The organism is Polynucleobacter sp. Adler-ghost (assembly GCF_018688495.1).
Classification (GTDB): domain Bacteria; phylum Pseudomonadota; class Gammaproteobacteria; order Burkholderiales; family Burkholderiaceae; genus Polynucleobacter.
The window spans coordinates 1,204,667-1,229,633 of record NZ_CP061320.1 but is presented as its reverse complement, the minus strand read 5'-3'; the positions used below and the strand labels follow the sequence as shown (position 1 = coordinate 1,229,633).

The 24,967-nt window shown below is 42.9% G+C and carries 39 protein-coding genes and 1 riboswitch; of the genes, 17 read left to right on the top strand and 22 right to left on the bottom strand.

From position 1 onward, the window contains the following. The gene (locus ICV89_RS06435) at positions 1-174 is read right to left on the bottom strand and encodes a hypothetical protein (RefSeq protein ID WP_215307525.1); all 174 of its coding nucleotides are present in this window, start codon (positions 172-174) and stop codon (positions 1-3) included. Positions 175-475: 301 nt separating this feature from the next. Continuing rightward, positions 476-580: riboswitch (SAM-I-IV-variant riboswitch) on the top strand. A gap of 76 nt (positions 581-656) precedes the next feature. On the opposite strand from ICV89_RS06435, the gene ICV89_RS06430 reads away from it, so the two are divergent. The 7 genes from ICV89_RS06430 to ICV89_RS06400 all read left to right on the top strand — a co-directional run bounded on the left by ICV89_RS06430 (position 657) and on the right by ICV89_RS06400 (position 4,139). After that, positions 657-893, top strand: coding sequence for a hypothetical protein (locus ICV89_RS06430; RefSeq protein ID WP_215307523.1), 237 nt, complete (start codon positions 657-659; stop codon positions 891-893). Between the two features lie 96 nt (positions 894-989). Further along, complete coding sequence (locus ICV89_RS06425; protein ID WP_215307521.1) at positions 990-1,421, top strand: hypothetical protein; 432 nt, start codon at positions 990-992, stop codon at positions 1,419-1,421. Then, complete coding sequence (locus tag ICV89_RS06420) at positions 1,418-2,035, top strand: hypothetical protein (protein ID WP_215307519.1); 618 nt, start codon at positions 1,418-1,420, stop codon at positions 2,033-2,035. Before ICV89_RS06425 ends, ICV89_RS06420 begins: the two co-directional genes overlap by 4 nt. Before the next feature lie 80 nt (positions 2,036-2,115). Continuing rightward, entirely contained in the window at positions 2,116-2,478 is a 363-nt protein-coding gene (locus ICV89_RS06415; protein ID WP_215307517.1) for a hypothetical protein, read from the top strand. 79 nt (positions 2,479-2,557) lie between these two features. Next, positions 2,558-2,941, top strand: coding sequence for a hypothetical protein (locus tag ICV89_RS06410; protein ID WP_215307516.1), 384 nt, complete (start codon positions 2,558-2,560; stop codon positions 2,939-2,941). Then, positions 2,938-3,645 (top strand): DUF3293 domain-containing protein, encoded by a 708-nt coding sequence (locus tag ICV89_RS06405; protein ID WP_215307514.1) that lies wholly within the window; start codon positions 2,938-2,940, stop codon positions 3,643-3,645. The genes ICV89_RS06410 and ICV89_RS06405 overlap by 4 nt, the downstream gene beginning before the upstream one ends. Beyond that, positions 3,642-4,139: a hypothetical protein gene (locus ICV89_RS06400; protein WP_215307512.1), complete on the top strand. Its 498-nt coding sequence runs from the start codon at positions 3,642-3,644 to the stop codon at positions 4,137-4,139. The genes ICV89_RS06405 and ICV89_RS06400 overlap by 4 nt, the downstream gene beginning before the upstream one ends. 32 nt (positions 4,140-4,171) lie before the next feature. Here the strand turns inward: ICV89_RS06400 and ICV89_RS06395 are convergent, their stop codons facing one another. The 3 genes from ICV89_RS06395 to ICV89_RS06385 form a co-directional block, all read right to left on the bottom strand. Beyond that, positions 4,172-4,474, bottom strand: a complete 303-nt coding sequence (locus ICV89_RS06395; protein WP_251370791.1) for a HigA family addiction module antitoxin — start codon at positions 4,472-4,474, stop codon at positions 4,172-4,174. Between the two features lie 4 nt (positions 4,475-4,478). Continuing rightward, complete coding sequence (locus tag ICV89_RS06390) at positions 4,479-4,754, bottom strand: type II toxin-antitoxin system RelE/ParE family toxin (RefSeq protein ID WP_215307510.1); 276 nt, start codon at positions 4,752-4,754, stop codon at positions 4,479-4,481. A 73-nt stretch (positions 4,755-4,827) separates the two neighbouring features. Further along, positions 4,828-5,799: a YafY family protein gene (locus tag ICV89_RS06385; protein WP_215307508.1), complete on the bottom strand. Its 972-nt coding sequence runs from the start codon at positions 5,797-5,799 to the stop codon at positions 4,828-4,830. 300 nt (positions 5,800-6,099) lie between these two features. On the opposite strand from ICV89_RS06385, the gene ICV89_RS06380 reads away from it, so the two are divergent. Genes ICV89_RS06380 through ICV89_RS06360 form a run of 5 tightly spaced genes read left to right on the top strand, consistent with a single transcriptional unit; the run spans position 6,100 to position 7,819 of the window. Continuing rightward, positions 6,100-6,480 carry a hypothetical protein gene (locus tag ICV89_RS06380; RefSeq protein WP_215307506.1) on the top strand — a complete coding sequence of 127 codons (381 nt, stop codon included), beginning with the start codon at positions 6,100-6,102 and terminating at the stop codon, positions 6,478-6,480. Further along, entirely contained in the window at positions 6,470-6,814 is a 345-nt protein-coding gene (locus ICV89_RS06375) for a hypothetical protein (protein WP_215307504.1), read from the top strand. The genes ICV89_RS06380 and ICV89_RS06375 overlap by 11 nt, the downstream gene beginning before the upstream one ends. Positions 6,815-6,832: 18 nt before the next feature. Further along, the gene (locus ICV89_RS06370) at positions 6,833-7,168 is read left to right on the top strand and encodes a hypothetical protein (RefSeq protein WP_215307502.1); all 336 of its coding nucleotides are present in this window, start codon (positions 6,833-6,835) and stop codon (positions 7,166-7,168) included. Between the two features lie 2 nt (positions 7,169-7,170). Further along, positions 7,171-7,359 carry a hypothetical protein gene (locus tag ICV89_RS06365; RefSeq protein WP_215307500.1) on the top strand — a complete coding sequence of 63 codons (189 nt, stop codon included), beginning with the start codon at positions 7,171-7,173 and terminating at the stop codon, positions 7,357-7,359. Beyond that, the gene (locus tag ICV89_RS06360; RefSeq protein ID WP_215307498.1) at positions 7,352-7,819 is read left to right on the top strand and encodes a hypothetical protein; all 468 of its coding nucleotides are present in this window, start codon (positions 7,352-7,354) and stop codon (positions 7,817-7,819) included. Before ICV89_RS06365 ends, ICV89_RS06360 begins: the two co-directional genes overlap by 8 nt. Before the next feature lie 5 nt (positions 7,820-7,824). Here the strand turns inward: ICV89_RS06360 and ICV89_RS11015 are convergent, their stop codons facing one another. The 7 genes from ICV89_RS11015 to ICV89_RS06325 form a co-directional block, all read right to left on the bottom strand. Continuing rightward, complete coding sequence (locus ICV89_RS11015; protein ID WP_215307496.1) at positions 7,825-8,034, bottom strand: CDGSH iron-sulfur domain-containing protein; 210 nt, start codon at positions 8,032-8,034, stop codon at positions 7,825-7,827. Between the two features lie 44 nt (positions 8,035-8,078). Further along, complete coding sequence (locus ICV89_RS06350) at positions 8,079-8,732, bottom strand: bifunctional 2-polyprenyl-6-hydroxyphenol methylase/3-demethylubiquinol 3-O-methyltransferase UbiG (protein WP_215307494.1); 654 nt, start codon at positions 8,730-8,732, stop codon at positions 8,079-8,081. A 6-nt stretch (positions 8,733-8,738) separates the two neighbouring features. After that, complete coding sequence (locus tag ICV89_RS06345; protein ID WP_215307492.1) at positions 8,739-9,164, bottom strand: HAD domain-containing protein; 426 nt, start codon at positions 9,162-9,164, stop codon at positions 8,739-8,741. Next, on the bottom strand, positions 9,164-9,364 hold the full coding sequence (locus ICV89_RS06340; RefSeq protein WP_215307490.1) for a DUF4177 domain-containing protein: 201 nt from the start codon (positions 9,362-9,364) through the stop codon (positions 9,164-9,166). Before ICV89_RS06340 ends, ICV89_RS06345 begins: the two co-directional genes overlap by 1 nt. Beyond that, on the bottom strand, positions 9,361-9,681 hold the full coding sequence (locus tag ICV89_RS06335; protein ID WP_215307488.1) for a hypothetical protein: 321 nt from the start codon (positions 9,679-9,681) through the stop codon (positions 9,361-9,363). Before ICV89_RS06335 ends, ICV89_RS06340 begins: the two co-directional genes overlap by 4 nt. Before the next feature lie 71 nt (positions 9,682-9,752). Continuing rightward, positions 9,753-10,127 (bottom strand): HTH domain-containing protein, encoded by a 375-nt coding sequence (locus tag ICV89_RS06330; protein ID WP_215307486.1) that lies wholly within the window; start codon positions 10,125-10,127, stop codon positions 9,753-9,755. Then, complete coding sequence (locus tag ICV89_RS06325) at positions 10,124-10,471, bottom strand: DUF6516 family protein (protein WP_215307484.1); 348 nt, start codon at positions 10,469-10,471, stop codon at positions 10,124-10,126. Before ICV89_RS06325 ends, ICV89_RS06330 begins: the two co-directional genes overlap by 4 nt. Positions 10,472-10,682: 211 nt before the next feature. Here ICV89_RS06325 and ICV89_RS06320 point away from each other — a divergent pair, with 211 nt between their 5' ends. The 3 genes from ICV89_RS06320 to ICV89_RS06310 are packed head-to-tail and all read left to right on the top strand — an operon-like array spanning position 10,683 to position 13,332. Further along, the gene (locus ICV89_RS06320) at positions 10,683-10,973 is read left to right on the top strand and encodes a hypothetical protein (protein WP_215307482.1); all 291 of its coding nucleotides are present in this window, start codon (positions 10,683-10,685) and stop codon (positions 10,971-10,973) included. A gap of 29 nt (positions 10,974-11,002) precedes the next feature. Further along, complete coding sequence (locus ICV89_RS06315) at positions 11,003-11,398, top strand: hypothetical protein (protein ID WP_215307480.1); 396 nt, start codon at positions 11,003-11,005, stop codon at positions 11,396-11,398. Continuing rightward, entirely contained in the window at positions 11,395-13,332 is a 1,938-nt protein-coding gene (locus ICV89_RS06310) for a DUF3857 domain-containing transglutaminase family protein (RefSeq protein WP_215307478.1), read from the top strand. The genes ICV89_RS06315 and ICV89_RS06310 overlap by 4 nt, the downstream gene beginning before the upstream one ends. A 26-nt stretch (positions 13,333-13,358) precedes the next feature. On the opposite strand, the gene ICV89_RS06305 is transcribed toward ICV89_RS06310, so the two are convergent. The 4 genes from ICV89_RS06305 to ICV89_RS06290 all read right to left on the bottom strand — a co-directional run bounded on the left by ICV89_RS06305 (position 13,359) and on the right by ICV89_RS06290 (position 15,958). Further along, positions 13,359-14,291 carry an RES domain-containing protein gene (locus tag ICV89_RS06305; RefSeq protein ID WP_215307476.1) on the bottom strand — a complete coding sequence of 311 codons (933 nt, stop codon included), beginning with the start codon at positions 14,289-14,291 and terminating at the stop codon, positions 13,359-13,361. A 20-nt stretch (positions 14,292-14,311) separates the two neighbouring features. Further along, positions 14,312-14,722: a hypothetical protein gene (locus ICV89_RS06300; protein WP_215307474.1), complete on the bottom strand. Its 411-nt coding sequence runs from the start codon at positions 14,720-14,722 to the stop codon at positions 14,312-14,314. A 199-nt stretch (positions 14,723-14,921) separates the two neighbouring features. Further along, positions 14,922-15,527, bottom strand: coding sequence for a hypothetical protein (locus tag ICV89_RS06295; protein WP_215307472.1), 606 nt, complete (start codon positions 15,525-15,527; stop codon positions 14,922-14,924). Beyond that, entirely contained in the window at positions 15,524-15,958 is a 435-nt protein-coding gene (locus ICV89_RS06290; RefSeq protein ID WP_215307470.1) for a hypothetical protein, read from the bottom strand. The genes ICV89_RS06295 and ICV89_RS06290 overlap by 4 nt, the downstream gene beginning before the upstream one ends. 103 nt (positions 15,959-16,061) lie before the next feature. Here ICV89_RS06290 and ICV89_RS06285 point away from each other — a divergent pair, with 103 nt between their 5' ends. Next, the gene (locus tag ICV89_RS06285; RefSeq protein WP_215307468.1) at positions 16,062-16,499 is read left to right on the top strand and encodes a DUF1810 domain-containing protein; all 438 of its coding nucleotides are present in this window, start codon (positions 16,062-16,064) and stop codon (positions 16,497-16,499) included. Here the strand turns inward: ICV89_RS06285 and ICV89_RS06280 are convergent. From ICV89_RS06280 to ICV89_RS06270, 3 genes are read right to left on the bottom strand one after another with little or no spacing between them, the layout of a single operon-like run. After that, positions 16,492-16,887 (bottom strand): hypothetical protein, encoded by a 396-nt coding sequence (locus ICV89_RS06280; RefSeq protein WP_215307466.1) that lies wholly within the window; start codon positions 16,885-16,887, stop codon positions 16,492-16,494. The genes ICV89_RS06285 and ICV89_RS06280 overlap by 8 nt on opposite strands. Beyond that, on the bottom strand, positions 16,884-17,306 hold the full coding sequence (locus tag ICV89_RS06275; protein ID WP_215307464.1) for a hypothetical protein: 423 nt from the start codon (positions 17,304-17,306) through the stop codon (positions 16,884-16,886). Before ICV89_RS06275 ends, ICV89_RS06280 begins: the two co-directional genes overlap by 4 nt. Before the next feature lie 9 nt (positions 17,307-17,315). Further along, a complete protein-coding gene (locus tag ICV89_RS06270; protein WP_215307462.1) occupies positions 17,316-17,534 on the bottom strand; it encodes a sigma factor-like helix-turn-helix DNA-binding protein in 219 nt (72 codons plus the stop codon). Between the two features lie 180 nt (positions 17,535-17,714). Here ICV89_RS06270 and ICV89_RS06265 point away from each other — a divergent pair, with 180 nt between their 5' ends. Further along, entirely contained in the window at positions 17,715-18,269 is a 555-nt protein-coding gene (locus ICV89_RS06265; RefSeq protein WP_215307460.1) for a hypothetical protein, read from the top strand. Between the two features lie 115 nt (positions 18,270-18,384). Here ICV89_RS06265 and ICV89_RS06260 read toward each other — a convergent pair whose 3' ends face one another. The 4 genes from ICV89_RS06260 to ICV89_RS06245 are packed head-to-tail and all read right to left on the bottom strand — an operon-like array spanning position 18,385 to position 24,945. Then, a complete protein-coding gene (locus tag ICV89_RS06260; protein WP_215307458.1) occupies positions 18,385-21,225 on the bottom strand; it encodes a DEAD/DEAH box helicase in 2,841 nt (946 codons plus the stop codon). After that, positions 21,222-22,583: an EH signature domain-containing protein gene (locus tag ICV89_RS06255; protein ID WP_215307457.1), complete on the bottom strand. Its 1,362-nt coding sequence runs from the start codon at positions 22,581-22,583 to the stop codon at positions 21,222-21,224. The genes ICV89_RS06260 and ICV89_RS06255 overlap by 4 nt, the downstream gene beginning before the upstream one ends. Then, a complete protein-coding gene (locus ICV89_RS06250; RefSeq protein WP_215307455.1) occupies positions 22,580-23,338 on the bottom strand; it encodes an OmpA family protein in 759 nt (252 codons plus the stop codon). Before ICV89_RS06250 ends, ICV89_RS06255 begins: the two co-directional genes overlap by 4 nt. Before the next feature lie 5 nt (positions 23,339-23,343). Next, positions 23,344-24,945 (bottom strand): hypothetical protein, encoded by a 1,602-nt coding sequence (locus ICV89_RS06245; RefSeq protein ID WP_215307453.1) that lies wholly within the window; start codon positions 24,943-24,945, stop codon positions 23,344-23,346. Positions 24,946-24,967: the final 22 nt, after the last annotated feature.

Sequence of the window (24,967 nt, the reverse complement as noted above, 5' to 3'; positions counted from 1 at the left end):
TTATTCTTGCCTTAACTTGCTAGAGTCTGACTCTGGACTCCACTTCATCTTGTGCAATTTCTTTCTCGTAAGATGATGCCAAATGAGTCTTTCTTCGACTAATTCGTGATTTTGTAATTCAAATGCCTGCTTCGGAAACTGGTCTTCCTCAATTTCTAATTGTTTGTGATTCATGATGTGCTCTTCAGGAATGTACATTTGGTTGTCAACAAATCAGTTAATTCATGCTGTATCGAAACGGGACCGTTCGCACGCTTAACTGATTCATCGACATGGCTTTATCTTGTTCTTGAAGAACCATCTTGTCCAATGATTTTTTGAATTTTTTACGAGATGAAATTTAGTTGCAAAGCAACAATTTCGTTTAGCTTCTAAGTACTTGATTTATCTACACAGGGCTCAAATTTCTAAAAGAGATATGACAAAATAATGATGCAATACCCTATACAAATAAGGTGATTGTCTCTATAATTTACACATACATGAAGAGGGGGCGAAAGCCCACAGCAACCGGTCTACTAGACAACGGTGCTACGCTTGATAGCGAATGTGATCTAACAAGATAACTTGATTAGATAACTAAACGTAAAGCCCCTTCTTTGGGGCTTTTTTCATTTCTAAAGCCCACGTTCTTTAACAATTTGAGGAGATTCATTATGGCCAGAGTCATCGTGGGCGATCAACTATTGCCCGCAAAAGTAGTCTATGTAGGTAGTGCATTGGATATTTGGATTGTGGATGATGTTTATCGACTGTTTGTCGGTGAACACAGTTTGAGTATTACCGACCCAGAAGCTACCGAACTAGCGTTTGACATCGAAAATCTCGATCCACCAGCGCTAGAGCAAAAATGGCTAGCCATTGCCAACGGGTTTTTAAGTAACTTGGAGTAAGTAGTAGTAATAAAAGCAGTATGAGCAGTAAGGGCGGAGTTATTCCCAATTGCTAGGCCTGACACCTTGTCGAACTAGCTAAATAGGAGAGCAAACATGAGTTTTTTTACACCGGATGTACAGCGGACTCAAACCGTTTGGGGTGCAAGTCCCCAAGGCCTTGAATGGGTGGCCAATATTGATGCGACCATTCATGATGAGAGCGTAATAGAGCAGGCTAAGTTGATTGTGGATCACTGTAGTCCACAGCGCTATGGTCCGTATGGTACCCATGCCTATTCATTTTTAAAACGTGAGTACCTTCTCAATCTGTTGTTATTTCATTATGTAGACCATGGATTTTTCCCTTCTGGCTACATTTGCATTACCGATGAGTGGTTGTACGAGGCCCCCATCAAAACTTCGGGTAGCAGCTGGTTTAGTTTTAAGTCTCGAAAAAAGGGGCGCAATTACCAAGCGGGTTGGTGGATCAAGATTCCTGGCTTAGAGGAAATTTCCCAAACTAATCAAGGGGAGGTGTGCTCATGAATCGCCGATCCTTTTTAATTCGCTCAAGCGCAACTGTCGGTGCTTTACTGACCACCCAGTTCCTTAAAGAGGCTCAGTGGCTCATTGCTGCCGAAGAAAAGCCATTACTCATCCAGCCTATTGCGCGCAGCATAGAGACGCTATACGCCGCTCCCAGTGAGGGTAAGTTTGCTTTGTTTCTGGGCGGTAAACCTAATGAGTACATTAACCCCCAATTTACTTGGGAAGAATTTGGCAATGTTGCCTGGGGGCACAGAGAAGAGGACACGCTGGAGTATTTACGAGAGCACTATGACCTGTGTAAATGCGGGGCGCAGGATCTCTTAAATACAAAAGCCGATGATGACTTGGTGCTCGATTGGTGGCTACGCCATCAATCACCCAATGCTTTGGCCTACAAAGAGCTAGAGGGAATTGATCTGGGACCAGAGCTCGATATTGCAGGAAAAACTGCCGGCAGTATTCGCTTTATTGATGGCTTTCATCCGGGTAATGAAACGCTTTGGGTTGAAGTGCCTGACTTGCTATCGATCTCCTTATTACAAGCTCGGCTTAATGAACTGGAGCAAGGTATTCGCATCGAAGTATTGGAGGGTGATTATGGTCTGGGATAGCTCAAAAAAGGAGCTACAAGCTCAATCTATGAGCTATCAGGTTTTTACAATAAATACATCAAATCAACAAGGGAGAAATCATGCGTGACTATACCTATCTCAATGGCGCTCGTTTTACTGTGTGCAACCTCTTTCGGAGTCTGCGGTTTGATATTGACCGCTTAGACATGAGCTGGGTTGATGGCGAAAAGCCAGAATTTACTAGAGGACTGCGCGTTGTTGATAACGACGAAGCTAATACCATCACAGTCGATGGGGAAGATGGCGATAACCTGATCTATAGCCTCGCCTACATCTTTAATAAAGAAGATGGTGCTGATGCCTTTAGAGCGGCTATTGATGAATACCTCAAGGTGGCTCTAGAGACCAAAGAGTATTTGGTCACGAGCCAAAAAAAAGATCCACAAGGAAAGCCCGAGGTGAGTGAGTCGGTGCTGCATTAGAAGTTGAAGAAGTAAGGGCGGATTTAATCCCAATTGCCAAGCCCAGACCCTCGTCAAATTGGCTAAATAGGAGAGTGCAATGAATATTACCCAACTCAAAATTGGTTTACTGCAATTGAATGACAGTAAGTGGAAAAAGGTATTGGATGTCTTTCGGGATCGATATATTCCGATTGCCTTTATCAAAGACGAAAATAATTACTTTGCAGAAGCGATAGAGCATGATGGTCAGTATTTTTACCGTGTCGATGGTGTGACGGTGCAAGCTGAGCAATATGAATATGAGCGAGTGATTGCAAACCCGAGGCTGTATTACTTTTCCTCAGCATTAAAATTACACCATCGCATCCGCAAAGCCAAAGAGCTCGGTATTGGCTATGACTGGCCAGAAAACGCTGCAGCGCCGATTGATATTTTTTCTTTGGCCAATAATCTAGAAGTTCAAACAAGGGGCAACGCATGAATACCAACCGAACAATTGCACCCTGGCTTGTCAAAGCCTATCGCAATGCCCATTACTTTGTGCATCATGGCGAGGAAATCTACTTACTCAAAGTAGGGGAAGTTAATCACGCCTTAATTGATTTACTCAATACTTATGGCGCGACCAGCGCCGCCTTTTTAACAGCGTGTAACCCCTATAGCCAAGTACGCTCTGAAGAAGAAAATCAAGCAGCGCACCAAAGACTCCTAGGAAAGCTTACTCAGGCTGGCATAGAGACGATTGAAGGCCTTGGCACTGATCCACATGATGATTGGGATGCTGAGCCCGGTGTGCTTGCCTTGGGGCTGTCACGCTCACATGCTGAGCAATTAGCAGATCAATTTAGTCAAAATGCTTTTCTGTGGATTGCCAATGCCAATGCTTTAGTGAATCTCAAGTTACGCTTTCCTTTAGCAGATCCTAGCGCAGAAGAGCTCGAGGAATGGCTGGATGAACTGCCAAATCATTTGCATGGTGTTGCACAGCAATTACCCATAGCAGAGCGTAATTGGTTAATGACAGTCAGTAACAAGGAGCAAGAGCACTGGTTGTCACCAAGCGCTTGGGATTGGAATACGCCCTGGCCTCAGGCTCGCCCTGACGGTTGTGCGATTTCGATTGGGACTGAGCTCGATCGGATGTTCAAACTCACCTCAAACGGCCTAGAAAAGCTCTATCCATGACCGTATCAACTACCACCCCCTATGACCGAGCAGGACTCATTGCTTTAATACGCAGTGAGTTTGCTTTAGATTGGCAGGGCATCCATGGGGCTAATCATTGGGCCCGGGTCTTGCATCATGGAAAGAATATTGCTCAGATCCGCAAAGCTGATTTACTTGTCGTGGAGCTCTTTGGGTTCTTGCACGATAGCTGCCGCCTAAATGATGGCCGTGATCCTGATCATGGCAAGCGCGCTGCTGAATTTGCGCATGGCATTCATGGGGATTACTTTGATTTGCAACCCTTGCAACTAGACTATCTTTGCTATGCCCTGCAGCATCACTCTGGAGGAGAAGTCTCGACCAATGCCACCATTCAAACCTGCTGGGATGCAGATCGACTCGATTTGGGTAGGGTGGGGATCTACCCATCTGCCCAATACCTCTCGCAAGAGGCAGCGCTCTTTATTGATTTAGCGCATGACTGGAGTATTCAGCATCCCAAGATAAATTAATCTACATTATTTTGGGAATGCCAACGGTTGAATTACGCCGCTAAAAGACCATTAAATGGAGGAATTTTTGACAATATCTTCTTAAGTTTGATTTCTGCATGCCACAAGTCATACCTTGATTGCATCTCAATCCAAAGTTGTGGCCCGTTACCCAAAAAAATGCCTAGCCTTAAGGCAAGCTCAGGCGTGATTGCACTTTTTTCAGAGAGCACAGCATGAAGAGTTTGTCTTGAGATTCCGAGATGCTTAGCGAATTCAGTAACAGAAATACCAAGGTTTGGAAAAACATCTTCTCTCAGAATAGCTCCAGGATGGGTGGGTGATCTTTTTCGCATGATATTAGTGATAATTTTCTAGGTTAACTCGGTATGCATTCTCTTTTAACCACTCAAAAGTAATGCACCAAGGACCATTGATGTGAATGCTAAATCTTTTAGGTTTTCCCTCTAATCCATGAAAGTTAAAGCCTGGCACATTCAAATCACTCAAGCTCACTGCTGAATCAATTGCATCTAGACGTCGTATGATTCTGCTGGCTAAAGCTCTCTGAACTTTACTGCTTTTCCCTTCTGTAAATAACTCTTCTAAGCCCTTATGAATAAACGATTGAATCATTCAATCATTTTAATGGCTTAAACTAAAGTGTAAAGCAATGCCTTACACTTGTAAAGGCTTAAGGAGCTTAGGTTTATTGGTACTTATCTAAAGCTTTTTTTAGTTCTGCCTTCACCCTTGTTTTCAGGTTGGCTGGACCAATCACCTCGACTCCTGAGCCATGCTTAAGAATATCCATCACCAATTCCGGATCTTGGTTATAGTCAAATTCGAGATTGAAGTAACCTTCTTTATCAAAGCTGCCGACTTGCTGGCCATGCCAGTTCTCACCTGAAACCCAACGGGCATGCTCTGGAGTAAAACGTAGTTTTGCTCTTTGTGTGGCTTTACCAGAGAAGATGCCATAGCTTTCTGCAAAGTGCTCTTGGCACTCTTTATCAGACACATCTTGCGCTTTGGTGTTTGTTAACACTGCGCTACGAATACCATCAACAGCAAAGCTACGCAGACCTTCTCGCATATGGCAGTAGGCATCAAGGTACCAATTCTCGCGATAGTAAATGAGGCGCTGCGGTGAAATCTCGCGCTGCGTGTTCTCATCTTTGCCTTTAGCGTAGTACTCAATGACCAGGCGATTACGTTTGAGGAGGGCAGCGCCAATCTCCGAGAAGTTATCCATGGAGTTTTTACGTGAACCCATGCCGAGCACCTTGATGCGCTTGCGTAATTCTTTGGCGGTGGTTTCGCTTTGACCCAAAATGCCATCAATAATCGCGGTCAGTGGTTCAATGTGCGGACCAATCAGACCGCCTTGATCTAGTGAAGACAGAAGGTGCTGCATGAGAACTAACGCGGTTGCCTCTTTTTCAGAGAACCAGATACCGGTGAGCTCAATCTTATTAATATCGCTACCTTCTTTGAATTTATAACCGCCTAAAAAGCGGTCATATTCAATATCGGCCTTAGAGCGTGAGCGTAGGTATTCCAGATCGCGCTTAAAGGTAGCTTTAGAGATCTCTAGCTCACTCATAAAGTCTTCAATTGGCACGCATTTACGCTGCTGAATCATGTACTTAATACGGTGTAGGCGCTCTGGATCGCTCATTTGGCTCTCACTATTAATGTCATAAAGGTTATTGTTTTTATCACTTTATTTACTTTATAGCTCATTTAATGAGCTAGTAGGTCATTAATCTCTTAAATATCGATTTAAAGGGGTAAAAATGATCAAATTGATTGGCATCCTCCTCATGTTTGTCAGTGCAGTCTGCTTGGAACAGGGGTTTGAGCTCTCTTTGGTGCTGTGGTTTTTATTAGGCCTATTCTTGGTCTGTAGCCGAGGCATTTGTGGTCATTTGTTGTTTATACATAGAGAAAAAGTGCGAGCTAAATACAGGAGAAGAAGATGACAGACCACACCACAAAACTCAATTGCAGCGTAGGGGACTTGGCAATTACGGTTAATTGCGCTTTCCCACAGAACCTGGGCAATATCGTGCGAATCATTTCTGCTATTGGCTTTGATGAATGGCAAGGTTTTAGCGAGCCACTCTTTACCTGGAATGTGCAGGTCGCCACAGAAGGTGGGCAGCTCTTTTATCAAATGGAAGATGGCATTGAAGGCTTTCAGGAGGGACCAGTCCCAGATCGCTATTTGCGACGTCTCACACCACCTCAAAACTATTTGATGGATGAATTAATCGATTCAGAGCAATTGCAAATGGATTTATTACTGACTGAACCTGCAGATCAAACTTTGCAAGAGGAGCTCAGTCATGATGAATGAAACGCAAAAGCTCAATTGTGAAGTGGGCGCTCTAGCGATTACGGTCAATGCCAAATTTAGCGGCAATATTGGCAAGGTCGTGCGCGTGATTGATTCATTAGGGATGATGCCTTGGCCAGAGATCGATGGTCTCGTGCATGTTTGGCAGGTTGAAATAGCGGCAGAGGGTAGTTTCTTGTATTACTTTTATCCCAATAAGCATCAGCTCGATGTTCAATCTACTGGTCCCATACCCGATTGCTTTTTAAGGCGCCTCGTTCCGGAGAATGATCAACTGCGTTTGGAATTTGAGGATTGCCAAACACGCGAAGCAATTGAGCCTAGCACCTTGTAAAAGAGAAAAGAGAAAATAATGGGTCAAATACAAAGTGCTTCCTGCGCTTGTGGCTTTAGCTCCACGATTACCGTAGGTGGAGGCATGCGCGACTTTCAAACGAACGCGCCTTTTCCACATTACTGCAAGACTTGCGGTCTTGTGAATGCCAATATGCAAGCTGACCCCATTGCTTGCCCTACATGTCATTCGCAAGAGGTGATTGCCTATGGCCAGGCGCCAATCTCGCTGCCAAGCGAAGGGCGACCAGGGGTAGAGTGGGGGAGAAGAACGGCGCCACGTACGGGAAATTTTTGCCCTCAATGCAAAGAGATGACGCTAGAATTTGAACCTGCATCCATTATGTTTGATTAACTATGTCCACCTGGAATAAAGCGCGTATTAAGTTTCAGTATTCGCCAGTGAGTGATAGCAATCATCGCTCGATTGATTCGGTGACAATGAATATCTATGGCAAGTCTGAAAGTGCCGTGATGCAGCACCTGCGTAAATCCTATCCATCGCGTACCGACTTTGTTATTTTGGAACTCGATTGGGATGAGTGACAAGACGAGTGACAAGATGCGTGAAAAAACACTCGATAACAATCATGATGTAATGACAGGAGTGCGTTGGGGTATTGAATCAGCGCGATGGACCCTTCGGTGGGCCGTGATTCTATCCTTAGGTTTACTGTTTGCTGTGGGTTTGCTCCAAATAGCTCAGGGCGCATTTCAGGTGCTTGCCTATTATTGGCTGGTCAAAACACCGCATCAATATCCCGTGAATGTAGAGACCCTGTTTTGGGGGATCAAACTCACCGCACTCTACTTAGTGTCGATTTGGCTTTTATCTCTTTATCGCACTAGCTCAAGATGTCAGGCCATCGTCAAGCATTCCTTGATGACTGGGGCAGTGCTTGGCGTTTTACTGATTGGCATGGTCGCACTAGATCGTTTTGTGGTTTATTACTACACCAATCAAATTGACTGTGAGCTACCGGAGCCGTCTCAAAGTATCAGATAGCTGCATTACAAGGATTTATGTGTCCCATCACAAAAAGGGCTGTTCTGAGTTTTAGTGCAACCGCACACATAGATAGTTTGATCTTTTGTAGCCTTAAATTGACTGGGGAGTATGTCAGTCGATTTATGTGATCCGTTGCAAAGCCCAGTTCCACTCTTGCCGCAAACACAGAGCCAATATTCTTGACCAGCTTTAACCTCAATTGCATAGGGCATCAGGATTCTCCTAGTTAATCACTTCGATATATCTTAATGCCAAGCTAATTTTTTTTCCAAACGCTCGCTAGCCAAGCTTGCTGCTCAAAGGGCAGACCGCTAGGTCTGTAGTAATGCTCAATCTCTACAAAATTGGCCTTTTTCATGTAAGAGCGCCAGCCATCCAGGTCATGATAGAGCCCAAAGCGCTCACCAAACCAGTGCGCTTCATTATTGCCTCTGGGATTAGAGCTAAACAAAATCCCACCAGGCTTTAAACAAGACCATAAATTACTGAGGACTTGAGGCAATACTTCTTTGGGTATATGAAAGAGCGCTGCATTGGCAAACACGCCATCAAAGCATTGTTTTGGTAAATCTAGATTAAAAAAGTCTTGCACTAAGACTTCACAACCGCTGATCGAGCGAGCAATGCGAGCAGCTTCTGGGCTACCTTCTAGGCCGATTGCACAGTGACCTAACTTGGTAAAGGTTTGTAAGTCTCTGCCGGGGCCGCAACCAAAATCGAGAATGGTCAAGGGCGCAGGCGCAGTAATTGCGCGCAAAAGCGCATCAATATTTTGACTGACATCATGATCTTTGGTGCCCTCATAGTATGAGGCAGCATGCTCTTCGTAATGACCGATATTCATTTGGGCAATCAAGCTCGATTCAGTAGATAAAGTCTTTGAGCGTTTTGGAGAATCGTTGGTAGTCATATATCGCTACATAGTAAGCCAAGTTCTCAGTAGCTCAACTTCTTTAGGGTCAATCCCGGTGTTGGGATTGCAGCGAATCAGCTCTTTGCAAGAGGTAGGAAATTCCCAATAGGAATCATCTAATGCGCGCCATAGGACTACAACATCGTTTGAGTAGGCGTGAGCAGTAATTTCATGAAAGCGGGCATGCTTTCCAATGACTGCGGCGCCAGTGGTATCAATCACTCGCTTGGCAAGAAAGCCTGGCAGCTTACTTTTGAGGTTTGCTAGTGTATGGGTAAAGCGCCAGCTTGATGAGATCACAATGGAGGCGGTGGAGTTTTCAAATGCAGACTCCAAGAGGGAGGCTCTAGAAAAAAGAGCGTTGTCTATTGGACTGCTGGGATGCAAGACCCCATCAAAGTCCAGATACACAATTTTGACTACGCTCATTACAGCTCTTCTTCCACTTCTTTCTCTAAAACGAGAAAGTTGCGCTGAATCGCGTTGTATTCACTATCCCTAGCCCACAGCTTGTGAATCCCCACAAAGCGAAAGCCTTGCTCCCCATGAGTATTGAGCATCTCTTCTACGGTATCGCAATCAGTCTCTACGGGTTCCATCTTGATGACTTGGTACTCATAGGTTTTCATTGCTTTACTCCAGCAGGGGAGTAACCAATGCGATTGCCATTGTTATCAAAGACATTGGTTACCCCAGCAGGCGATTGGGTCTGATAGCCAATACGATTACCGCCGTTGTCATAAACCCCATTACTCGAGTTGTAGTTCAGGGGGCTGTTTTGATAATTGAGCGGTGAATTGTTGTAGTTCAGAGGTGAATTGTTGTAATTGAGTGGGCTGTTGTTGTAGTTCAGAGGTGAGTTATCCCAACTAGTCACCTGAGCGCTAGCCGTAACGCAGATTAAGTTAGCAAAAGCAAATGTAAGAATATGTAGAGTACGTTTCATGACCATCTCCTATGTTTGAGGATTTAATGCTAAGGAGATATGAGCTCACATAATGAGCCTGTAATGCCGATTTAATGCAGGACTGCCACCATTTCTATCTTTGGCGCAACTGCACGGACAATTTTCTCAATTCCATGACCAGGATTTGGTCTGCGCTGGGAGATTAAAAGGCCCGCCTTCTCAAGTAAACCCACATCCTTGGTTATAGCGGCACGATCTCTGTGCAATTTATTGCTTAATTCATTAATGCTCTTAGGTTGATTCATGATCTCCCGCATGAGTTTTCGTCTAGCATCAGTCAGTATTTTGAATAACTCTTGGGGATCTTCAAACGTAATCGTAATAGTTTCATCGAGTGCTTCATTACGGTCCGCCCGTTTTGCCGCCTTTTTAGCCTTAGCAAAGAAGGCGTTGACATCACCAGTACGAATAACGACTTTGCTCATTTCTTGCTCCTTAGATGCTGTGCACTAATTGCCAGCCATTCTTGTTGAAAACGTTCCACAGTTTTTTCATAACTTTCAAATTCAACAGACTCAATCATGCCCATGTAATGGCGATGGTGATAATCGTGGGCATTATCAAAGCCTAAAACTCGCCCATGATCCTTTTTTGTAATCTCATGATTGATATATGCCAAGTTATAGCGAGTCACCTTACTCTCCTTGCCTTGCTGATAGCCCCACACCTCATAACTTAGAATTCCACCCCCACTTTTTTTCTTAAGCTTGATGACTTCCCGCTCAAGCAATTTTTCAGGGCCACTAGTTACTAATTTTTTTCTACGCATTCATTATATATCAGGTGTGATTTTAAATAACACACCTGTAAACACCTATATTTTGTGGTCAAAGGGAATATCCGCATGCAATTTTACAAATCCCAAATGCCAATGTAGGGAGGAGGGGATGGATAAATTTGAGGCATAGCTCATCTGATGAGCCAATCGACAAAGAAAATCAAATAATTAATAAAACTGTTAAATCACCCAAAAGAGAGCCATGCTAACGAGCGCACTTGTCCTAATTACCTTGATGCCATTACAGGTCTCACCCAGTGGCTCAGCCATGCTGCCACTCAATCAACCTTTGGCGGTCGCTGCCTTTATTGATAGCGCCCAGATTTTGGGTTTGCCCAAGTTTCGCCTGCGTGACTCCAATGGCAATCTGTATTTTGCCAATCGATCACAACTGCAAGAGCCAGCAGCTCTCTTATATCGAGAGTCAGGAACGCTTTTTGTGATTAATCAAACCAAACGTAAAGCCTATATCAATACCTATGTTAGGCGCTAAGTACCCAATCAGACCCAAGGAGCTAGAGCATGGCCATCGCTACTGAATTTATCGATTTCATTGTGCCGATTCATATCATCCAAGAAAAATACTTTGGGGGATGGGAGCGTTGTCTTGAAGATCACAAGGAGCTCATCGGTGGGCGGGTTTGGTATGACGAGCATCTCTTTCGAGATGGCGCAATGAGCCCGCAAGGCATTGAAGCGCTAGTAGATTTATGGGAAACACTAGGCTTTCAGTGTTACAAAGAGGTGGATGGCAATAAACATTGGCAAGACGTGTGCGTTTATGAAGGCATGTTCGGAGGCGCAACCATGCCGTGTGATTGGTTGGCCGTAGATGAAAAGACCGGTGGCGTGTATCTGGCTGGCACGCAGCCTGGTGAACTCGTTGGCTCGCAGCGCAAGCTGAAGGAAGATTCATGAAATTTGCTCTGCAATCGATTAGCAGTCTTGGCGCCGTTTTACTAGGTTTTTTGCTACTCGCTAATGTCGGAATCTCTAGCGCGGGCAAGGGTGAGCTTGAATCCCTCTCGGTAGTCGAGCGAGAAATCATTACCGAAACGATACAAGCTGATGGTACTGTTGTTGAAATCGATGAGCTCACCACCTTAGTGAAGTCTCAACTCGTAGTGGATGTAGAGTCGCAAGCCGATTTGCCCTACAACTCGACATTTTCTACTCTAGAAATCCTCGAGGCCTATACGATTACTCCGCAGGGAGAAAAGATCCCCGTAGCCGCCAATGCTATTCGCACTGTTGAAGATGACAATAGCTCAGGCGCTGCGATGTTCTCCGATCAAAAGCACAAGATCATTATCTTTTCTAAGGTAACCCCAGGATCGAGAACGTATTACAAGGCCAAGCTCACCACCTTTAAACCGCTGCTACCAGGCTATTTTTATACCCGCTTAACCCTCTCGCCCAATGCCGAGGTCAAGCACTACGAGTACCACCTGAGCTATCCAGAGTCACTAGCGCTCTACTATGACATTAAGGGCATTAAACAAACCCGTGATGAAACCAAAGATGGCATGCGTCACGTCAGTTATTTTTATCAAAACCTCAAAGCGATAACTAAAGAGCAGCATCAAGTGGCCAATAGTGACTTTTCTCCCTACATTCATATTTCAAGCATGCCCAATCAAGCGGCATTTGCCAAAGTCTATGAAGAGCGCATTGCTAGTAAATCGGTAGTGACCCCAGAAGTGCAAAAGCTCGCTGATGAAATTACTAAGGGTATAGATAAGGGAATTGATAAGAGCATTGATAAAGGCGGAGATAAAACCAGCATTCCAGCGCGAGACATTAAAAAAGAGCAGGCCAGAGCGATTTATAACTGGGTAACACGCAATATTCGTTATGTTGCTATTTACCTTGGGGATGGCGGCATTGTTCCGCATGATGCCAATAGCATTATTCGTAATCGCTATGGGGACTGCAAAGACCACAATGCACTCCTTATTGCATTGCTAGCTGCCAAAGGCATCAATGCCACGAGTGCACTGATTAATTCAGGATCAGCCTTTGTAGTGCCGAAGCTGCCTGTCGTTGGCCCCTTTAATCATGTCATTACCTACATACCGGCTTGGGATCTTTACTTGGATTCCACAGCAGAGATGGCACCCTTTGGAGTGCTGCCAAGTGGTGAGGTGGATAAACCCACTTTGCTCACCAAGCTAGAAAAAGTAGGGCGCACTCCCAAGGCTAAGAAAGAAGATAACCAAATGGTCACCGGTATCAATATGATCATTGGGAAAGATGGCCAAATTAAAGGCAAAGCGCATACCAAGTATTTTGGTAGTGCTGAAATCAGCGCACGTTATAAGTACGAAGGAGTAGAGACGACCTACGCAGATAAGTTTGTCAAAAACCAGTTAGCTAAATTTAGACAAACGGGTGAAGGCAAGATTAGTACGAGCTATGTCTATGATCTCGATAAACCCTTTACGAGTGATACTGAGTTCTCCCTTGATGCGATTGCCAATGTCCCAGGGCCTGGTGCCATTACAGTGCCGGTAGGCTTAGCGCCAGGTGAGCTAGCCATGATTGCTAACGATAGGCCGCCCGAGAAATTTACTAAGCCCTACACCTGCGCAACTCGAATGGTAGGGGAGGCTTATCAAATTACATTTCCGAGTAATACCAAGGTGACGCGGATTCCGCCAGATGTGACTTATGAAAAGGCAGGCATTAAATATGAGTCGACCTATACCGAGCGCAATAACAGTCTATTAGTAACTAGAAAGCTAGCTATTCAAAGACCGGGAGCGGTATGCCAGCCATCAGAACTGCAGAACTGGCGGGATTTTTACCAAGTCTTTATTAAAGATATGCGAGGGCAGATTTTTTATGAATGATTCTGTATTGATCCTCAAACTTTTATTCATTCCTTGCCTGTAAGATTTGATGCGCTTGAAGAATCTAATCTTCTGTACTTAACGCCATCAAGAACTCTGCCTGCAACTTCTATATATGAGTGATCAGTTAGTAGTTCTGGAAAAATAGACAAACAATCACCTATGCCTTTACTTGATGGGTAGAGAATAGCTTCATAACCCGCTGACATAACTAGTTCAGCAATGATTTGGCTCTGTGAAGGAAGTCCAAATTGAATGGGTAGAGCTCTCCAATTGCCCTTAGATATTGCATCGTGAAGCTGTTTTGAGCTTCTAATCATAAAAAGATCTCGAGTAGAAATTCTTAGTCTTTTTTGCAGGACTTTGGCCCGGTCAGGCATTTTTATTTTTCTCAAGATCTTACTTATTGGCTCTAGGGATTTAGCAGTTTTCATATCAAAAACTCGATATAGTTTTCCTTGAACTGATATTGATGTTAGGTTCTCACCGGGCTGCAGTGCCAGTTCACTTGGAGTCAGTCCTTCAGAGTTTGATCCGCTAGCAATTTGACGCTTTTCTCTAAAAGCCGTCTCAAAAGTTTCTGCAACATAAAGAGCGGGCCAAGGATGTAATGTCCCACTATGCAGCTCTTGCCCAACATTAAATCTACCTCCATAGGATTTGACACTTCCAAGACAGGATAGGGGCTCTGCGCTATGTTCGTAACTTACGACTCTTGACCAATTATTAATTTCAAGTTCATGTGGCCCTACAGACTGTAGGCTTGAAATCAGATCAGAGCGTAGCCTGCGTCGCTCTGGTTCGAGATTAAAGTAAAGAACATCTTCTAGCTCATTCAGATTTTCAGAGGCGTAATTCCACTGAGTGATGTTTTCCTCTGTAAAGCGCTCTAACTCTAGGATGCCTCTTGGGTTAGATGTCTTGTTGCCTGAAGTAGGCGTAATTTTTTTATTGGGCAAATCGATTACTTGTTTTTAAATCATTCGATGTTATTAGACATGGCATTGATAATAAATTTTCTTAAACGCTCATATCGACCAAGTCGAATCATATCTCTTGGAGAGACATCACCTAGTAAGGGGTTTCTTACCTTGAACCAGGCGATTGTTTTTTCAATATCCCCGTTAAATACTTTTGCAACCATATTGATGGTGTTGGCAATTTCTTCGAGACGCTCTTTCATCTGATCAGGAATCGCATCATCGTATCGAACCGATTTCACTGATACAGAAGTAATTCGAGAAATATCCTCTCTTTTGAGATTGAGTATTTCTGGAACTTTTTTAGCGTTAAATGACGAACCAACTCCAAAATGAAGAACATCGTCAGCAATGGTGTCAAAAAGTCCGATTGGTCTCTTAGTATTTTGGGGTCTATGTATTTGTTTCATAGGGTAGATTTTATCTGATTTAACCAATTGTAAACCATATTTTAACCAATAATAAACCACTTTTATAAAGGCCCAGAATAGGCCTTTAGTGACGAAATAGTATGGTTTTTTTCATGAGGCACTCATACCTGATCCCCTTAATCACTGAAGCAGTTAATCAATAAATTCCTTAAAGCATGGTATTGGCTCAAATAAAGAGCTAATCATTTTCGGTGATGAATTCCCCAAGGATTTGGCCATGACGCACTTTTGCGTATCCAGAAATATCGCCAGAAGAATCCATGCCAAACATCCCACATTTGCTACCCTTGGGTATATGAAACGACCAAAGCTCATCCTCAGGATCCAACATATCAGCCAAGAAATTACCCCAAGCTTGGTTTAAGTGGCCAAAGGGCAGGGCTGGCACAGTCCCAAGTGGGTCATTGACATAGCTTGAGGCTTCAGCATCTAAAGCATCTACTTTACAAATCAAATACTGTGGCATACAAATGAATTGAGGCCTATCTCTCTCAATAGCTCGAGCTGCATCCTCTTTTGCTTTTATTCTTGACCAGATCAAGAATGCTGGCCAACCTAGTGCAATGCAAAGAGTAGCTACGCTATAGGCAAATGCTTCAAGCAGATGATCAAGAACACTTTTCTTCTTAGCTTGCCCAAGCGCTTCAAGCATACCTTTAACAAAGTCAGATGGGCGATTGAAATATTCTTTAAATAAGTGATATGTTGCATACGCTAGGCCTGGCGATGTGTAGGCACATAACCACCAATACCATGCAATTCCCAAGGGAGTCTGGTAGTTCATCGCGATGCTTTCTTAGGTTTTTCGTTATGCCGTGCGTGTTTATTGACTAGTACGCCTTGCTTAAAATCCATCAGTAGGTCGTATTCATAGGTGCTGGCATAACCCCCATGAACATAGTCTAGTAGAGCACCTTGAGGACAACGTAACTCACCAGTAAACCAGTGTGCAAAAACGCGATCAAATCCTGGAAAGATATCTGATACCCCAACAACATCTTCATAAGTACGGTGTGCGGAAAGTTCAACCAAGTACAGACGCTCAATACCTTCGCTTTCAATGATCTCCCAAGTCCCTATATAACCTCGCCAACAGGCAGTACTTGGTGATACAAAGGAAATTCCCGACTGCTTTAAATATAAAGATAAGGGATTGCTGCACAGGCGAATTTCCTTGCCACCATAAATTAATAGTTCAGATGCTTGAGCGGTCATTTATTCTCCATGTAGGGGCTCTATGGATAATTTATAGAATGTCATAGGCTCAATATCTGAGCTATAAGCAAAATAAAATGAAATATATTCTTAACTATTAAATATGACACTAAACCACCAAGATAAAACTCAATCCTTAGAGAGATTTATTGAGGCTCAAAATACTTGCTACGAAGAAGTGTTTCATGAGCTAAAGCAGGGTTTGAAAACCTCTCATTGGATTTGGTACATATTTCCCCAAGTGGTTGGACTGGGCTTCAGTGAATACTCTGTCTATTACGGAATCAAAGGCTTGCTAGAGGCTAAAGCGTACTGGGATAATGATTTACTGAGATCTCGATATGAAGAATGTCTCCAGTTAATTATGGATAGTCATAAAACACCAGAAGATGTACTGGGAGTAATTGACGCTAAAAAATTGCAATCATCTCTTACTTTATTTCTTCAGGTTGATGAAGATTCAGAAATACTAAACGCCGCCATGAAGAACTTGTATGCTCAAAAGCTTGATATAAAAACCATAGCTATTCTGTCTACTTGACCCAATAGCCTGCCTTAGAATAAATTCTATCCTCTGTTTCGCGCGCATCATAGAGATTACCGTGTGGCTGGTAGTCATCCCAGGGACCAGGATTTTCCTCAAGCCTTTCAAAACCATTTCTGCTAAGCGCTTCTTTAGCTTCGTCAAGAGTTCTAAATTCTATTGAGTCAATGATGGCGCATCGATTCCGCATTTGACTGAGGGTAAATCCAGGAGGAAAGCCCTTGGCGATCCCTTCATCATGAAAGAAGTAGGCAGTAACCCCTTTATTGGACTCATCAATTAAGGCCCAATTATGTTGAAGCATCCCCAAGACCTTAACCCACCAATCGTCTGAACTAATGACAAATAGAGGTGGGCCGCTAGGATCAAATTCTGCATTTTTCATTTCTTATTTCTTTTCAAACTCTTTTGCTTGGCAGATTTAACTTTGTAAACCTTTTTTTCAGGTATAAATCTTGTTTTTTCTCCCAATGTAGCAGCCTTGTCCCAGGATATGGGTAATACACTCCGAAAATTATCTGTGATTTCTTTTGGCCAAATGCCCCAATTTTTATATAGGTAACTTTTTAGGTCTTCAACTCGATTCGCCTTTGCTAATTCCTTAGCGCAGCCTTCACCAATAGGAGAACGTGCAAAATCAGTAATCGCTAGATTTGAGGTTTTTGGAAAAAGTATTTGAAGTTCATTAACCAGGGCTGTAACACCAATATTTTCTTTTTTAATTCTTCTCTGCTCCGGAGACGATTTAAGTAATACACCATTAGTTCCTCCATTTGCAGTTCTACCGCTTCCAGCTTTTGCCATCTCTTTTTCCTAATGATTTAGCAGGTCATTTGGTTTTATGCCTTTTGCCTCTAACTTATTGCGTAGCTTAGTCAGAGCCCTAGCTTCAATCTGGCGCACTCGTTCTTTGCCAATGCTCAGCATGTCAGCAACTTCACTTAAGGTGCATCCGCCATGAGTGCTGCTCGTTCTGATTTTGGACTGACTTACGTTGCGTTGTTTGGGTAATTTGGTGCCATTTTTATTCATAGTCAATCTCCTTGGGAAGATGCTGCGTAATTGAAATGTCCTTATTAAGTATGGCATATTCGCGTTTCACATCATGAGAAAAGTAAGTAATTTGCAAATAAATTTGATGGCTCGATATATGAGCTTAGGTCTGCCTACGCTCTCTCAATAGATTCAATTTAAGTGAGGGAGGAGTGATTTATGCCGGTGTTAATTGAAGGTGTTTCTGTATTGCTACGTAAAGGTTCAATTCATGAGCGCTACAAAGGGGGGTATGCCCAATTTCTATTTGATCTCAATGACTATGTGAGCTTTACAGCGAGCAACCAACTGCTTTGTGTTGCCTACAAAACCCATGATGAAGCTAGAGCACTACTCAAGATGCTGGCAGACAAGGGTATGAGGGTAGCCCTGATTAATGAAGAAGATCCAGCAAGGACCGATGCTGTTTTGGTTGATCAAGTCTTTGGACCTAGCGTACGAGTCTGGTGGATTGATCTGATTCCGGTAAGTAGGTCTAGAAAGATTAAAGCGGAAGTAAAGGTGGAATCAAAAGAAGAGCTTAAAGAGTCATCCCAAGAGCATATTTTGATTGCAGCGACCTATGAAGAGACGGATGAAAAGGAGGAACTCCGAATCAAAAACTGGGATCAAGGTGAGATTGCCTATCCGCTAGATTGGCAGTATGAGAATTCAAAGTCACTTGATCTCGAGTTTTTGAGAATGGCAGAAAACCGCAGTTATCTCAATCACTAGGAGACTTGACGGAAGATTGAATATGGTGGAAAAACTGCAATGACCTATGAAAATAGTAGGGTGTAGATAGATTTTGTAGAGTATGTCGACCCGTTATTTGATTATGAATTTGACGCTAGTGTTGAACGCTCTTTAGTAACTCGTCATAATCATCTTTCGTAATGATTGGGGGGGCAAGCAGCTGTTGACTTAAATTCCTTTTGCGTGTCATTAGTGCATCAAGCTTTATATCAAAGCTATTATCTGGGTCGGCAGGATAAATTGCCAAAGGGTAGTAGACGTGAACATCTTTAGTCTGCCCGATTCGATAAACCCTGTCGGAGCATTGGTCTTCAACGGCGGGATTCCACCAACGTGAGAGATGGATGACATGGTTTGCTGCGGTTAGCGTAATACCAACACCACCAGCTTTGGGAGATAGAATCATTACATCAAAATCTTTACTGGACTGAAACTCATCTACCCGTTTTTGTCTTTTAAAAGCATCTACCTCCCCATTGATTACCATCGGTAACTTTTTTAAGTTATAGCGTTGCATAATCAATAGCGGTATTTGGTCGGCGGCCTGAAGATCCAGCGATTCAAGGAAGACTAAGGCTTTCTCGTTAATGCTTTTGCACTTATCTAAAATCTCAAAAGCAACTTGAAATCTTGCGGATTGATTAATATCAAATGATTCGTTGCCGATACTCGGGTGTAATGAAGCAGACCTAAGGGCTTGAATGGTTCCTAATGTTCCTTGGGGGCCCTTAATAAAATGATTTTCCACAATATTTGCATAAGCATCAATTTGTGCTTGCGGCATATCCCGTTTTATATGGTGCTCATATTTTTTTGGAAGTCCAGTTAATTTTTCACTCTTAAGGCGTCTAAGCATTAGCAGTGGGGCAAGGGATTCAATAGCATCTTCTTTTTGCCAAATATTTTCCCTTAGAGATTTAATGGCTTCTACTGAATCTGGTGATTCATGCTTAGCGCTAAATTCACGTAATGTACCAAGTACTAGTGGTTGTACAGTATCTGCAATACACCACAGATCAGCTAAGCGATTTTCAACGGGTGTGCCAGTCATCGCAACAAGAAACTCGGCATTTAGTCCTTTGCAAGCGTGTGTCATTCGAGCTGAGGGGGTTTTTATTTTTTGAGCCTCATCAAAAATTACACAAGCAAATTTAATTGCTCCAAAGTTTAGTTGGTAGTCGGACACTGCCTCATAGTTCGCAAGTATCCAGTCGGCTGAATTGAGGCGGGCATTATCTAGGTTCGCCGATCCAGAAGAATGAGATCCTTTTCTTAAAAACTTGAGATGCTCTCCATAAGCCAGTAATACTTCTCCTAGCCCTGGCTGGCTGAGATGTAAGTAATGTTCTGCCTCCCAGTTCTTCAATAATCCAACTGGAGCAACGATCAGAATAGGACGTTTTTCAATTTCCCCGCTCTCCATTTGCTCTTTCAACCAGGCAAGAAAAGCGAGAGACTGATATGTTTTTCCAAGACCCATGTCATCCGCTAGTAAGCAGCCCGAAGAGCCATTCGTCCAGTGAGAGATCAGCCACTTCAATCCATCAACTTGGTGTGATTTAGGATTTGTTCTTAAAGTATCTGGCAACGAATATGAGCCAGATCTTTTATTTGGGTTCGTATGGCTAAATTCTTTAATAAAATTAGTTTCAATAACCAATACTTTAGGCGTACTGCCAGGATAACTATCCGTATGTTTTTTTGGAGGTTTTCCGGCTTTCCTATCGTCAATAGTTTCTTGTAGTGATGCTAATGAATCTAAAGTTGTTTGATTTGCGGGTACTGGGACCTTGGCAATAACCGCGGTTGGGTTGCCAGCGTTCATTGCCTCTTTAACGGTAGCAATTGCACTTGGGATATCGCCTGCCTCGATAGGAACATTTTGCGCGCCAACCCTAAATCCGCATGAATCACTTGGGAGCCAACTTTGGCTCTGAACTTTGATCCAGGGAACTACCGGCGGAACCCATTCAGCAAGGTCCAGTACTCGCTCGGAATATTTTTCAGTCTCTACAAATATAGAATTTTCAGTATTAGAGTCTGGATCCTCCCCAAGCATTTCAGAGATGATCGCTTCAGGTTTAAGAAAAACCCTTTTTCTTTCAGCAGGAGGTGACTGTCTTATCTTACGAACAGCTGCTAATGCTTTCTGAAGTTTTTCATCAACAACTACGTAGGTTCCGTTTGCCAATGGGAATGCAGATGCTCCTTCAGGCAGATCATCTAACCGCTTTGTAAAAGCCTCATCTTCAGTTTCAAGCAAAACACGATTCTTAATGCTGCCATCACCATTATTTGAGTAGTCTTTGGTTAGGAGAACGGGAATTACCTGAATATCTCCATTTGTATCGGTTTCATAGTTAAATGTAAAGCTGTCAGCAGTCGCAACTTTCAATACTCGTAGAAAATTATCCGTAACAGATGTGACATTTTCTTCGCCAAGCGTATTTCTTATATGACTCCAAATACGCAATTGATCTTGGGGGTCATTTACTCCAGCCTGGTTAAATGTATCTGCTAATTTTATAACTGTAAAAAATGGATCATGCAGGCGAAATTGTTTCTCACCTAGATTAACTATTAATCCATTTATGGATGGAGGGGTCGAGAGAGGCAGGCTTGTTCCGGGTTTTAGCAATCTCATTGACAAAGTTGTTCCGGGTTGTCCGAGTCCGCTTGAGAGTCTTAAGTCCAATCCAAAAGGGCAGTTTGGAGGTAGGCCAGCTAATATGGCGACATTTTCAGGCCAAGCAGCAATTGCAAGGTTTGGGAGAGTTATTGATGAGCTTCTAGTATCAATGTCAAAGGTACTGCAATCTTCTAGAATTTTTGCGGCTATCGGTAGCAACTCCTCACTAGCTGCGCTGGCCCATTGCTCTGCTGATGGCATTAGTTCAAAGCTAATGTCAGAGTTGTTGATAGTGTGCTTGATCATATAACCTCAGATAAAGATACGTTGACGCCTACGTTTTTGGCAATAAAGTCCCTTGCCCTTCTTTGCCAGCCTGCGCTATCAGAACTAAAGTGAACTAGTCCAGGATCTTCATTTTGGCGGTTATTAAAATCTAAGGATTCAAATCTTAAATCTGCGCCATGATAGGTTTTCTTATAGAGTTCAGGGGCTATTGGAGAGTCGATACGTTGAGCTCTCAGTCGCCCATTATGGCTCCATTCGCAAAAGAGTATCCCCCCGATCTTTAAAAGCAAGATGCTTTGATCTGGCGATGCTCCAGTCAAGGTCGCGCATTGCAAATCTTTTGAAGAGCTATTTCGTCGCAAGTAATGATGGGCGTTATCACCAAGCGCAATCCATACTTCTTCAATGTATCCACGACTAAAATAAGCTTGCCAAAATTTTTGGCGATACTGCCAAATCTCATCGGCAGTTTGCTGCAAAATCCTGAAAAACGCGTCAAGCGTCCTTCCATTAATCCAATTAATTAATACTTGAATTGCTTCCGCGCTTACCCCATACCAGTGTTGTCGATCTATGCGGGGATCTCCTATCGTACCAAGAAGTTTTGCAATGATTTCATTTTTAAGATCTTCTGGGGGCTGTTGACTTCTCCAAGGTAAAAGCAAGGCCTCTGCAAATATTGATTTTGATGCTGGGTATCGCAATTGGTTTGTATATGTAAGCCCCCAATCAAAAACAAGTCTCACATAATCAACCTGCCTTCTTTCTGCATCAGGAAACTTAAGTAGCTCAATAAATGAAAATTGTGCAAATGGTGTTGAAATAAAACCAGGCCAAAGTTCAAATTTACTAATCCATTTAGATAAACCTATTTTGGTTTTTAAAATAGAGTTTGCCACCAAGCGAGGACCGCTATTGGTTTTGAAGAGGCTAAGTTCTGTAGATAAGGCTTTTATTGGAGTATTTGCAACAACTGCGTTACTTGTAAAGAAGTCATGTCCAGCTTGCGCAAGCTTTTCAAATACTGAATCATTTGGGTTGAAATGATCTAGGTAAGTAAAAAATAATGGCCTACCCCATTTCATTGGTCTGCGAGCAGATTTCAGGGAGCGTGGTAGTTGCTCCTGCAGATACATAATAGTTATGTTGGATTTGGTTGCTAAACCCTTTTCCTGCTCTAACCAAAGGGCATATGGAAAATGTCTCCAATCCCGTGGGTCAACATTATTACCAGTGAACCCAGAAGACTCAAATCGTCGATAAGTTCTCTCCCCAATTGATCTGGTATCCGGTGGTAGGCCCACCTTATCGCCTGATATTTGCTCAAGAATTAGCGTTAACAGTGGAAAATCAACTGGAAGGGTGGCGAGATTCATTGTTGTACAGTGTTGGCAATATTGGCTGCAGCTTTAGCCGCCTTGCCTCTTTTGGAGTCTGGCTTATATGCTAGAACAAATCGTAATTCAACTCTACGGCTCGCCTTAGCATCTTCAATTCCAAAATTCTTTTTTAGTCTTTTGTCTGCGTAAGAGCTAATTCCAAATACATCAAGTTTCCGTTCATTCTGATACGTTTGTGGCTTGCCTTCTGTAAGCACATCATAGACAGCTCGTGCACGATCAAGTCCAAGATGCCAATTTGTATAGTTACCTTGTTTTAATGCAGCCGAATCAGTGTGCCCCTCTATGAAGATTGTTTCAATCTCTGCATCCTCATCATTAATGGGGCAGCTTGAAGGTCGATTGGATCTTTCGGAATATATATAGCAAGGCAGGATCTCCGTTAAGGAGTTCTTTGCTTTTCCTAAAGTAGCAATAGAATTTTCATTTAATACGGCGCTATTAAATCCAAATAATGTGTCCGCAGGCAAACCAATTACGCCAGACGCTGGATCAATCACAACCTGTAAACCAGCATCCTTGAATTTCTGCCCAATGATTAATACCGCGCTAGCTAAAGGATCCTTTTGATTTTCACCTTTTTGAATCGCATCTACTTTTTGGGAGAGCATGACAACCATAATGATGAATACAAAAAGTAGCCCAATCATCAGATCACTAGCTGATGCAAAATAGCCAGCCTCCTCAACAGTTTCATGCTGATTATTTCGACCCGATGGAAGAATGATCATATGAGTTAGTTATTTTTAGGTAGTGACTCAACAAAGTCATCCATCGTTTCTTCGAGGGTGACTATGGTGGAATTGATAGATGAAACTGCTTGGGCTAGTTTTTGATCTAGCGTTGAATGAAGTTGCGCGACCTTATCAGAGTATTCAGCAACACCATTAGTTAAGAGGCTGACTGTTTCGTCAACAGCCGTTCTTGTCTCTTCAAAATCCGATCTAAGAGAGGCGAGAGCTTCACGAGAGGCGCTTGTTCCCAGGGTAATCTCGTTAATTGCATCCTTAAGAGCGTTGGACATGGTTGGAATTCCCACCTTGAACTCATCGCTAATTGCTTTCTGTGAAGCCACGGTATCATCAAGGCTATCGGCTACGAGATTTAAAGACTCAGTGCTCGATTGAATTTTTTGGACAAATGAATCAACATTCATAATGACCTTATCAACCCCATTTACTGCCACTACTAGACTGCTGACTACTAGCTCCAGTCTTGAGGAGCCATCATTAGTGAGATCTTTGGCTTTATCCAGCCCAGACTCAAGCTGAATAACGGTCTCATTAGTTTTTGTGATTGTCTTTTCAAGAATATTTACGGCGCTTCCAAACGAATTTCCAGCGTCTTCAAATGTTTTACCAACGCCTACACCAGCACTATTTAATTTTTCTGCTACATCTAAGAGTGTTTGTTTGAATTGAGCCATCTCTTTCGCTGAATCTCCCTTAATTCCATCGAGAAATTTCTCCATGATGTCTTTTAGCGCATCTTCATTAATGCTACTGATGCGATCAGTTAGCTTATCGAGAGATTCAATTAATTTTTTACCAAGCTCTTCAAATGATGGTTGTAGTGCATTGCCAATAGCTTTTGCAATTGCTAGAGCAATATCCGTTTCAAACCGTTTTAATTGTCCAACCTGTTCTCTATTTTCATAGAGAATCTCATTAAAAATTCCAAGTTGTGCGTGAATGACTGCTTGCGGTGCATTATCTGATGCAATAGTTCTTAGCGTTAATTCCAGCTCATCTATGGTCGCCTCTAGCTTTTCAATAGAGACTTTAGCTCTCCAGCTCCATATGAGAGAGCAGAAGAGGCCGGCGATTGAGGTGATAAATTTTCCACCCGCTGTTGCAATTAGACCATTCAACGCCTGGTCACGTAGCTTCTGACTGCCCGACATCGCTTGACCAGCGTTTTGTAACGCAAATGCTAAAAAGATGAATGTAAACATCAATCCAGCGCCAACCAATAAATTTGGCATAGTTTCGTACAAGGAAAGATTCATTCTTCCTGCTAGTACGTTTCTTGCTGTCCAAATATCTGCGTAGGGTTTTAGGCAGTATCTTTCTGGACCTAAGTCACCATCAATTCTAATAAGATTTCGCTTGCTCTCTTGCAGTAGATCTTTGATGCGATTGTTTTTAGTTGCTTCAATTGCCGCAGTAAAGACATCCTCGCTAAGAAATTTTTTATCTTTAATTCCTTTGGTGAGATCTTCAATCTCATTAATAGAGTCTTGAATCACCTGTGACCAATTTGTGTAAAGGTAGAGCGATATCAGAAATATTCCAATGGCTATGCCAATTGGATAGTAAAGGCTTGAAGGAATTGACATCTTTTAACTTTTTTGGTGAATA

Bases quoted from the DNA above. Each gene is read 5' to 3' on its own strand.
- ICV89_RS06435 (WP_215307525.1), bottom strand. From the start codon at position 174: ATGAATCACAAACAATTAGAAATTGAGGAAGACCAGTTTCCGAAGCAG.
- ICV89_RS06430 (WP_215307523.1), top strand. From the start codon at position 657: ATGGCCAGAGTCATCGTGGGCGATCAACTATTGCCCGCAAAAGTAGTC.
- ICV89_RS06425 (WP_215307521.1), top strand. From the start codon at position 990: ATGAGTTTTTTTACACCGGATGTACAGCGGACTCAAACCGTTTGGGGT.
- ICV89_RS06420 (WP_215307519.1), top strand. From the start codon at position 1,418: ATGAATCGCCGATCCTTTTTAATTCGCTCAAGCGCAACTGTCGGTGCT.
- ICV89_RS06415 (WP_215307517.1), top strand. From the start codon at position 2,116: ATGCGTGACTATACCTATCTCAATGGCGCTCGTTTTACTGTGTGCAAC.
- ICV89_RS06410 (WP_215307516.1), top strand. From the start codon at position 2,558: ATGAATATTACCCAACTCAAAATTGGTTTACTGCAATTGAATGACAGT.
- ICV89_RS06405 (WP_215307514.1), top strand. From the start codon at position 2,938: ATGAATACCAACCGAACAATTGCACCCTGGCTTGTCAAAGCCTATCGC.
- ICV89_RS06400 (WP_215307512.1), top strand. From the start codon at position 3,642: ATGACCGTATCAACTACCACCCCCTATGACCGAGCAGGACTCATTGCT.
- ICV89_RS06395 (WP_251370791.1), bottom strand. From the start codon at position 4,474: ATGCGAAAAAGATCACCCACCCATCCTGGAGCTATTCTGAGAGAAGAT.
- ICV89_RS06390 (WP_215307510.1), bottom strand. From the start codon at position 4,754: ATGATTCAATCGTTTATTCATAAGGGCTTAGAAGAGTTATTTACAGAA.
- ICV89_RS06385 (WP_215307508.1), bottom strand. From the start codon at position 5,799: ATGAGCGATCCAGAGCGCCTACACCGTATTAAGTACATGATTCAGCAG.
- ICV89_RS06380 (WP_215307506.1), top strand. From the start codon at position 6,100: ATGACAGACCACACCACAAAACTCAATTGCAGCGTAGGGGACTTGGCA.
- ICV89_RS06375 (WP_215307504.1), top strand. From the start codon at position 6,470: ATGATGAATGAAACGCAAAAGCTCAATTGTGAAGTGGGCGCTCTAGCG.
- ICV89_RS06370 (WP_215307502.1), top strand. From the start codon at position 6,833: ATGGGTCAAATACAAAGTGCTTCCTGCGCTTGTGGCTTTAGCTCCACG.
- ICV89_RS06365 (WP_215307500.1), top strand. From the start codon at position 7,171: ATGTCCACCTGGAATAAAGCGCGTATTAAGTTTCAGTATTCGCCAGTG.
- ICV89_RS06360 (WP_215307498.1), top strand. From the start codon at position 7,352: ATGAGTGACAAGACGAGTGACAAGATGCGTGAAAAAACACTCGATAAC.
- ICV89_RS11015 (WP_215307496.1), bottom strand. From the start codon at position 8,034: ATGCCCTATGCAATTGAGGTTAAAGCTGGTCAAGAATATTGGCTCTGT.
- ICV89_RS06350 (WP_215307494.1), bottom strand. From the start codon at position 8,732: ATGACTACCAACGATTCTCCAAAACGCTCAAAGACTTTATCTACTGAA.
- ICV89_RS06345 (WP_215307492.1), bottom strand. From the start codon at position 9,164: ATGAGCGTAGTCAAAATTGTGTATCTGGACTTTGATGGGGTCTTGCAT.
- ICV89_RS06340 (WP_215307490.1), bottom strand. From the start codon at position 9,364: ATGAAAACCTATGAGTACCAAGTCATCAAGATGGAACCCGTAGAGACT.
- ICV89_RS06335 (WP_215307488.1), bottom strand. From the start codon at position 9,681: ATGAAACGTACTCTACATATTCTTACATTTGCTTTTGCTAACTTAATC.
- ICV89_RS06330 (WP_215307486.1), bottom strand. From the start codon at position 10,127: ATGAGCAAAGTCGTTATTCGTACTGGTGATGTCAACGCCTTCTTTGCT.
- ICV89_RS06325 (WP_215307484.1), bottom strand. From the start codon at position 10,471: ATGCGTAGAAAAAAATTAGTAACTAGTGGCCCTGAAAAATTGCTTGAG.
- ICV89_RS06320 (WP_215307482.1), top strand. From the start codon at position 10,683: ATGCTAACGAGCGCACTTGTCCTAATTACCTTGATGCCATTACAGGTC.
- ICV89_RS06315 (WP_215307480.1), top strand. From the start codon at position 11,003: ATGGCCATCGCTACTGAATTTATCGATTTCATTGTGCCGATTCATATC.
- ICV89_RS06310 (WP_215307478.1), top strand. From the start codon at position 11,395: ATGAAATTTGCTCTGCAATCGATTAGCAGTCTTGGCGCCGTTTTACTA.
- ICV89_RS06300 (WP_215307474.1), bottom strand. From the start codon at position 14,722: ATGAAACAAATACATAGACCCCAAAATACTAAGAGACCAATCGGACTT.
- ICV89_RS06295 (WP_215307472.1), bottom strand. From the start codon at position 15,527: ATGAACTACCAGACTCCCTTGGGAATTGCATGGTATTGGTGGTTATGT.
- ICV89_RS06290 (WP_215307470.1), bottom strand. From the start codon at position 15,958: ATGACCGCTCAAGCATCTGAACTATTAATTTATGGTGGCAAGGAAATT.
- ICV89_RS06285 (WP_215307468.1), top strand. From the start codon at position 16,062: ATGACACTAAACCACCAAGATAAAACTCAATCCTTAGAGAGATTTATT.
- ICV89_RS06280 (WP_215307466.1), bottom strand. From the start codon at position 16,887: ATGAAAAATGCAGAATTTGATCCTAGCGGCCCACCTCTATTTGTCATT.
- ICV89_RS06275 (WP_215307464.1), bottom strand. From the start codon at position 17,306: ATGGCAAAAGCTGGAAGCGGTAGAACTGCAAATGGAGGAACTAATGGT.
- ICV89_RS06270 (WP_215307462.1), bottom strand. From the start codon at position 17,534: ATGAATAAAAATGGCACCAAATTACCCAAACAACGCAACGTAAGTCAG.
- ICV89_RS06265 (WP_215307460.1), top strand. From the start codon at position 17,715: ATGCCGGTGTTAATTGAAGGTGTTTCTGTATTGCTACGTAAAGGTTCA.
- ICV89_RS06260 (WP_215307458.1), bottom strand. From the start codon at position 21,225: ATGATCAAGCACACTATCAACAACTCTGACATTAGCTTTGAACTAATG.
- ICV89_RS06255 (WP_215307457.1), bottom strand. From the start codon at position 22,583: ATGAATCTCGCCACCCTTCCAGTTGATTTTCCACTGTTAACGCTAATT.
- ICV89_RS06250 (WP_215307455.1), bottom strand. From the start codon at position 23,338: ATGATCATTCTTCCATCGGGTCGAAATAATCAGCATGAAACTGTTGAG.
- ICV89_RS06245 (WP_215307453.1), bottom strand. From the start codon at position 24,945: ATGTCAATTCCTTCAAGCCTTTACTATCCAATTGGCATAGCCATTGGA.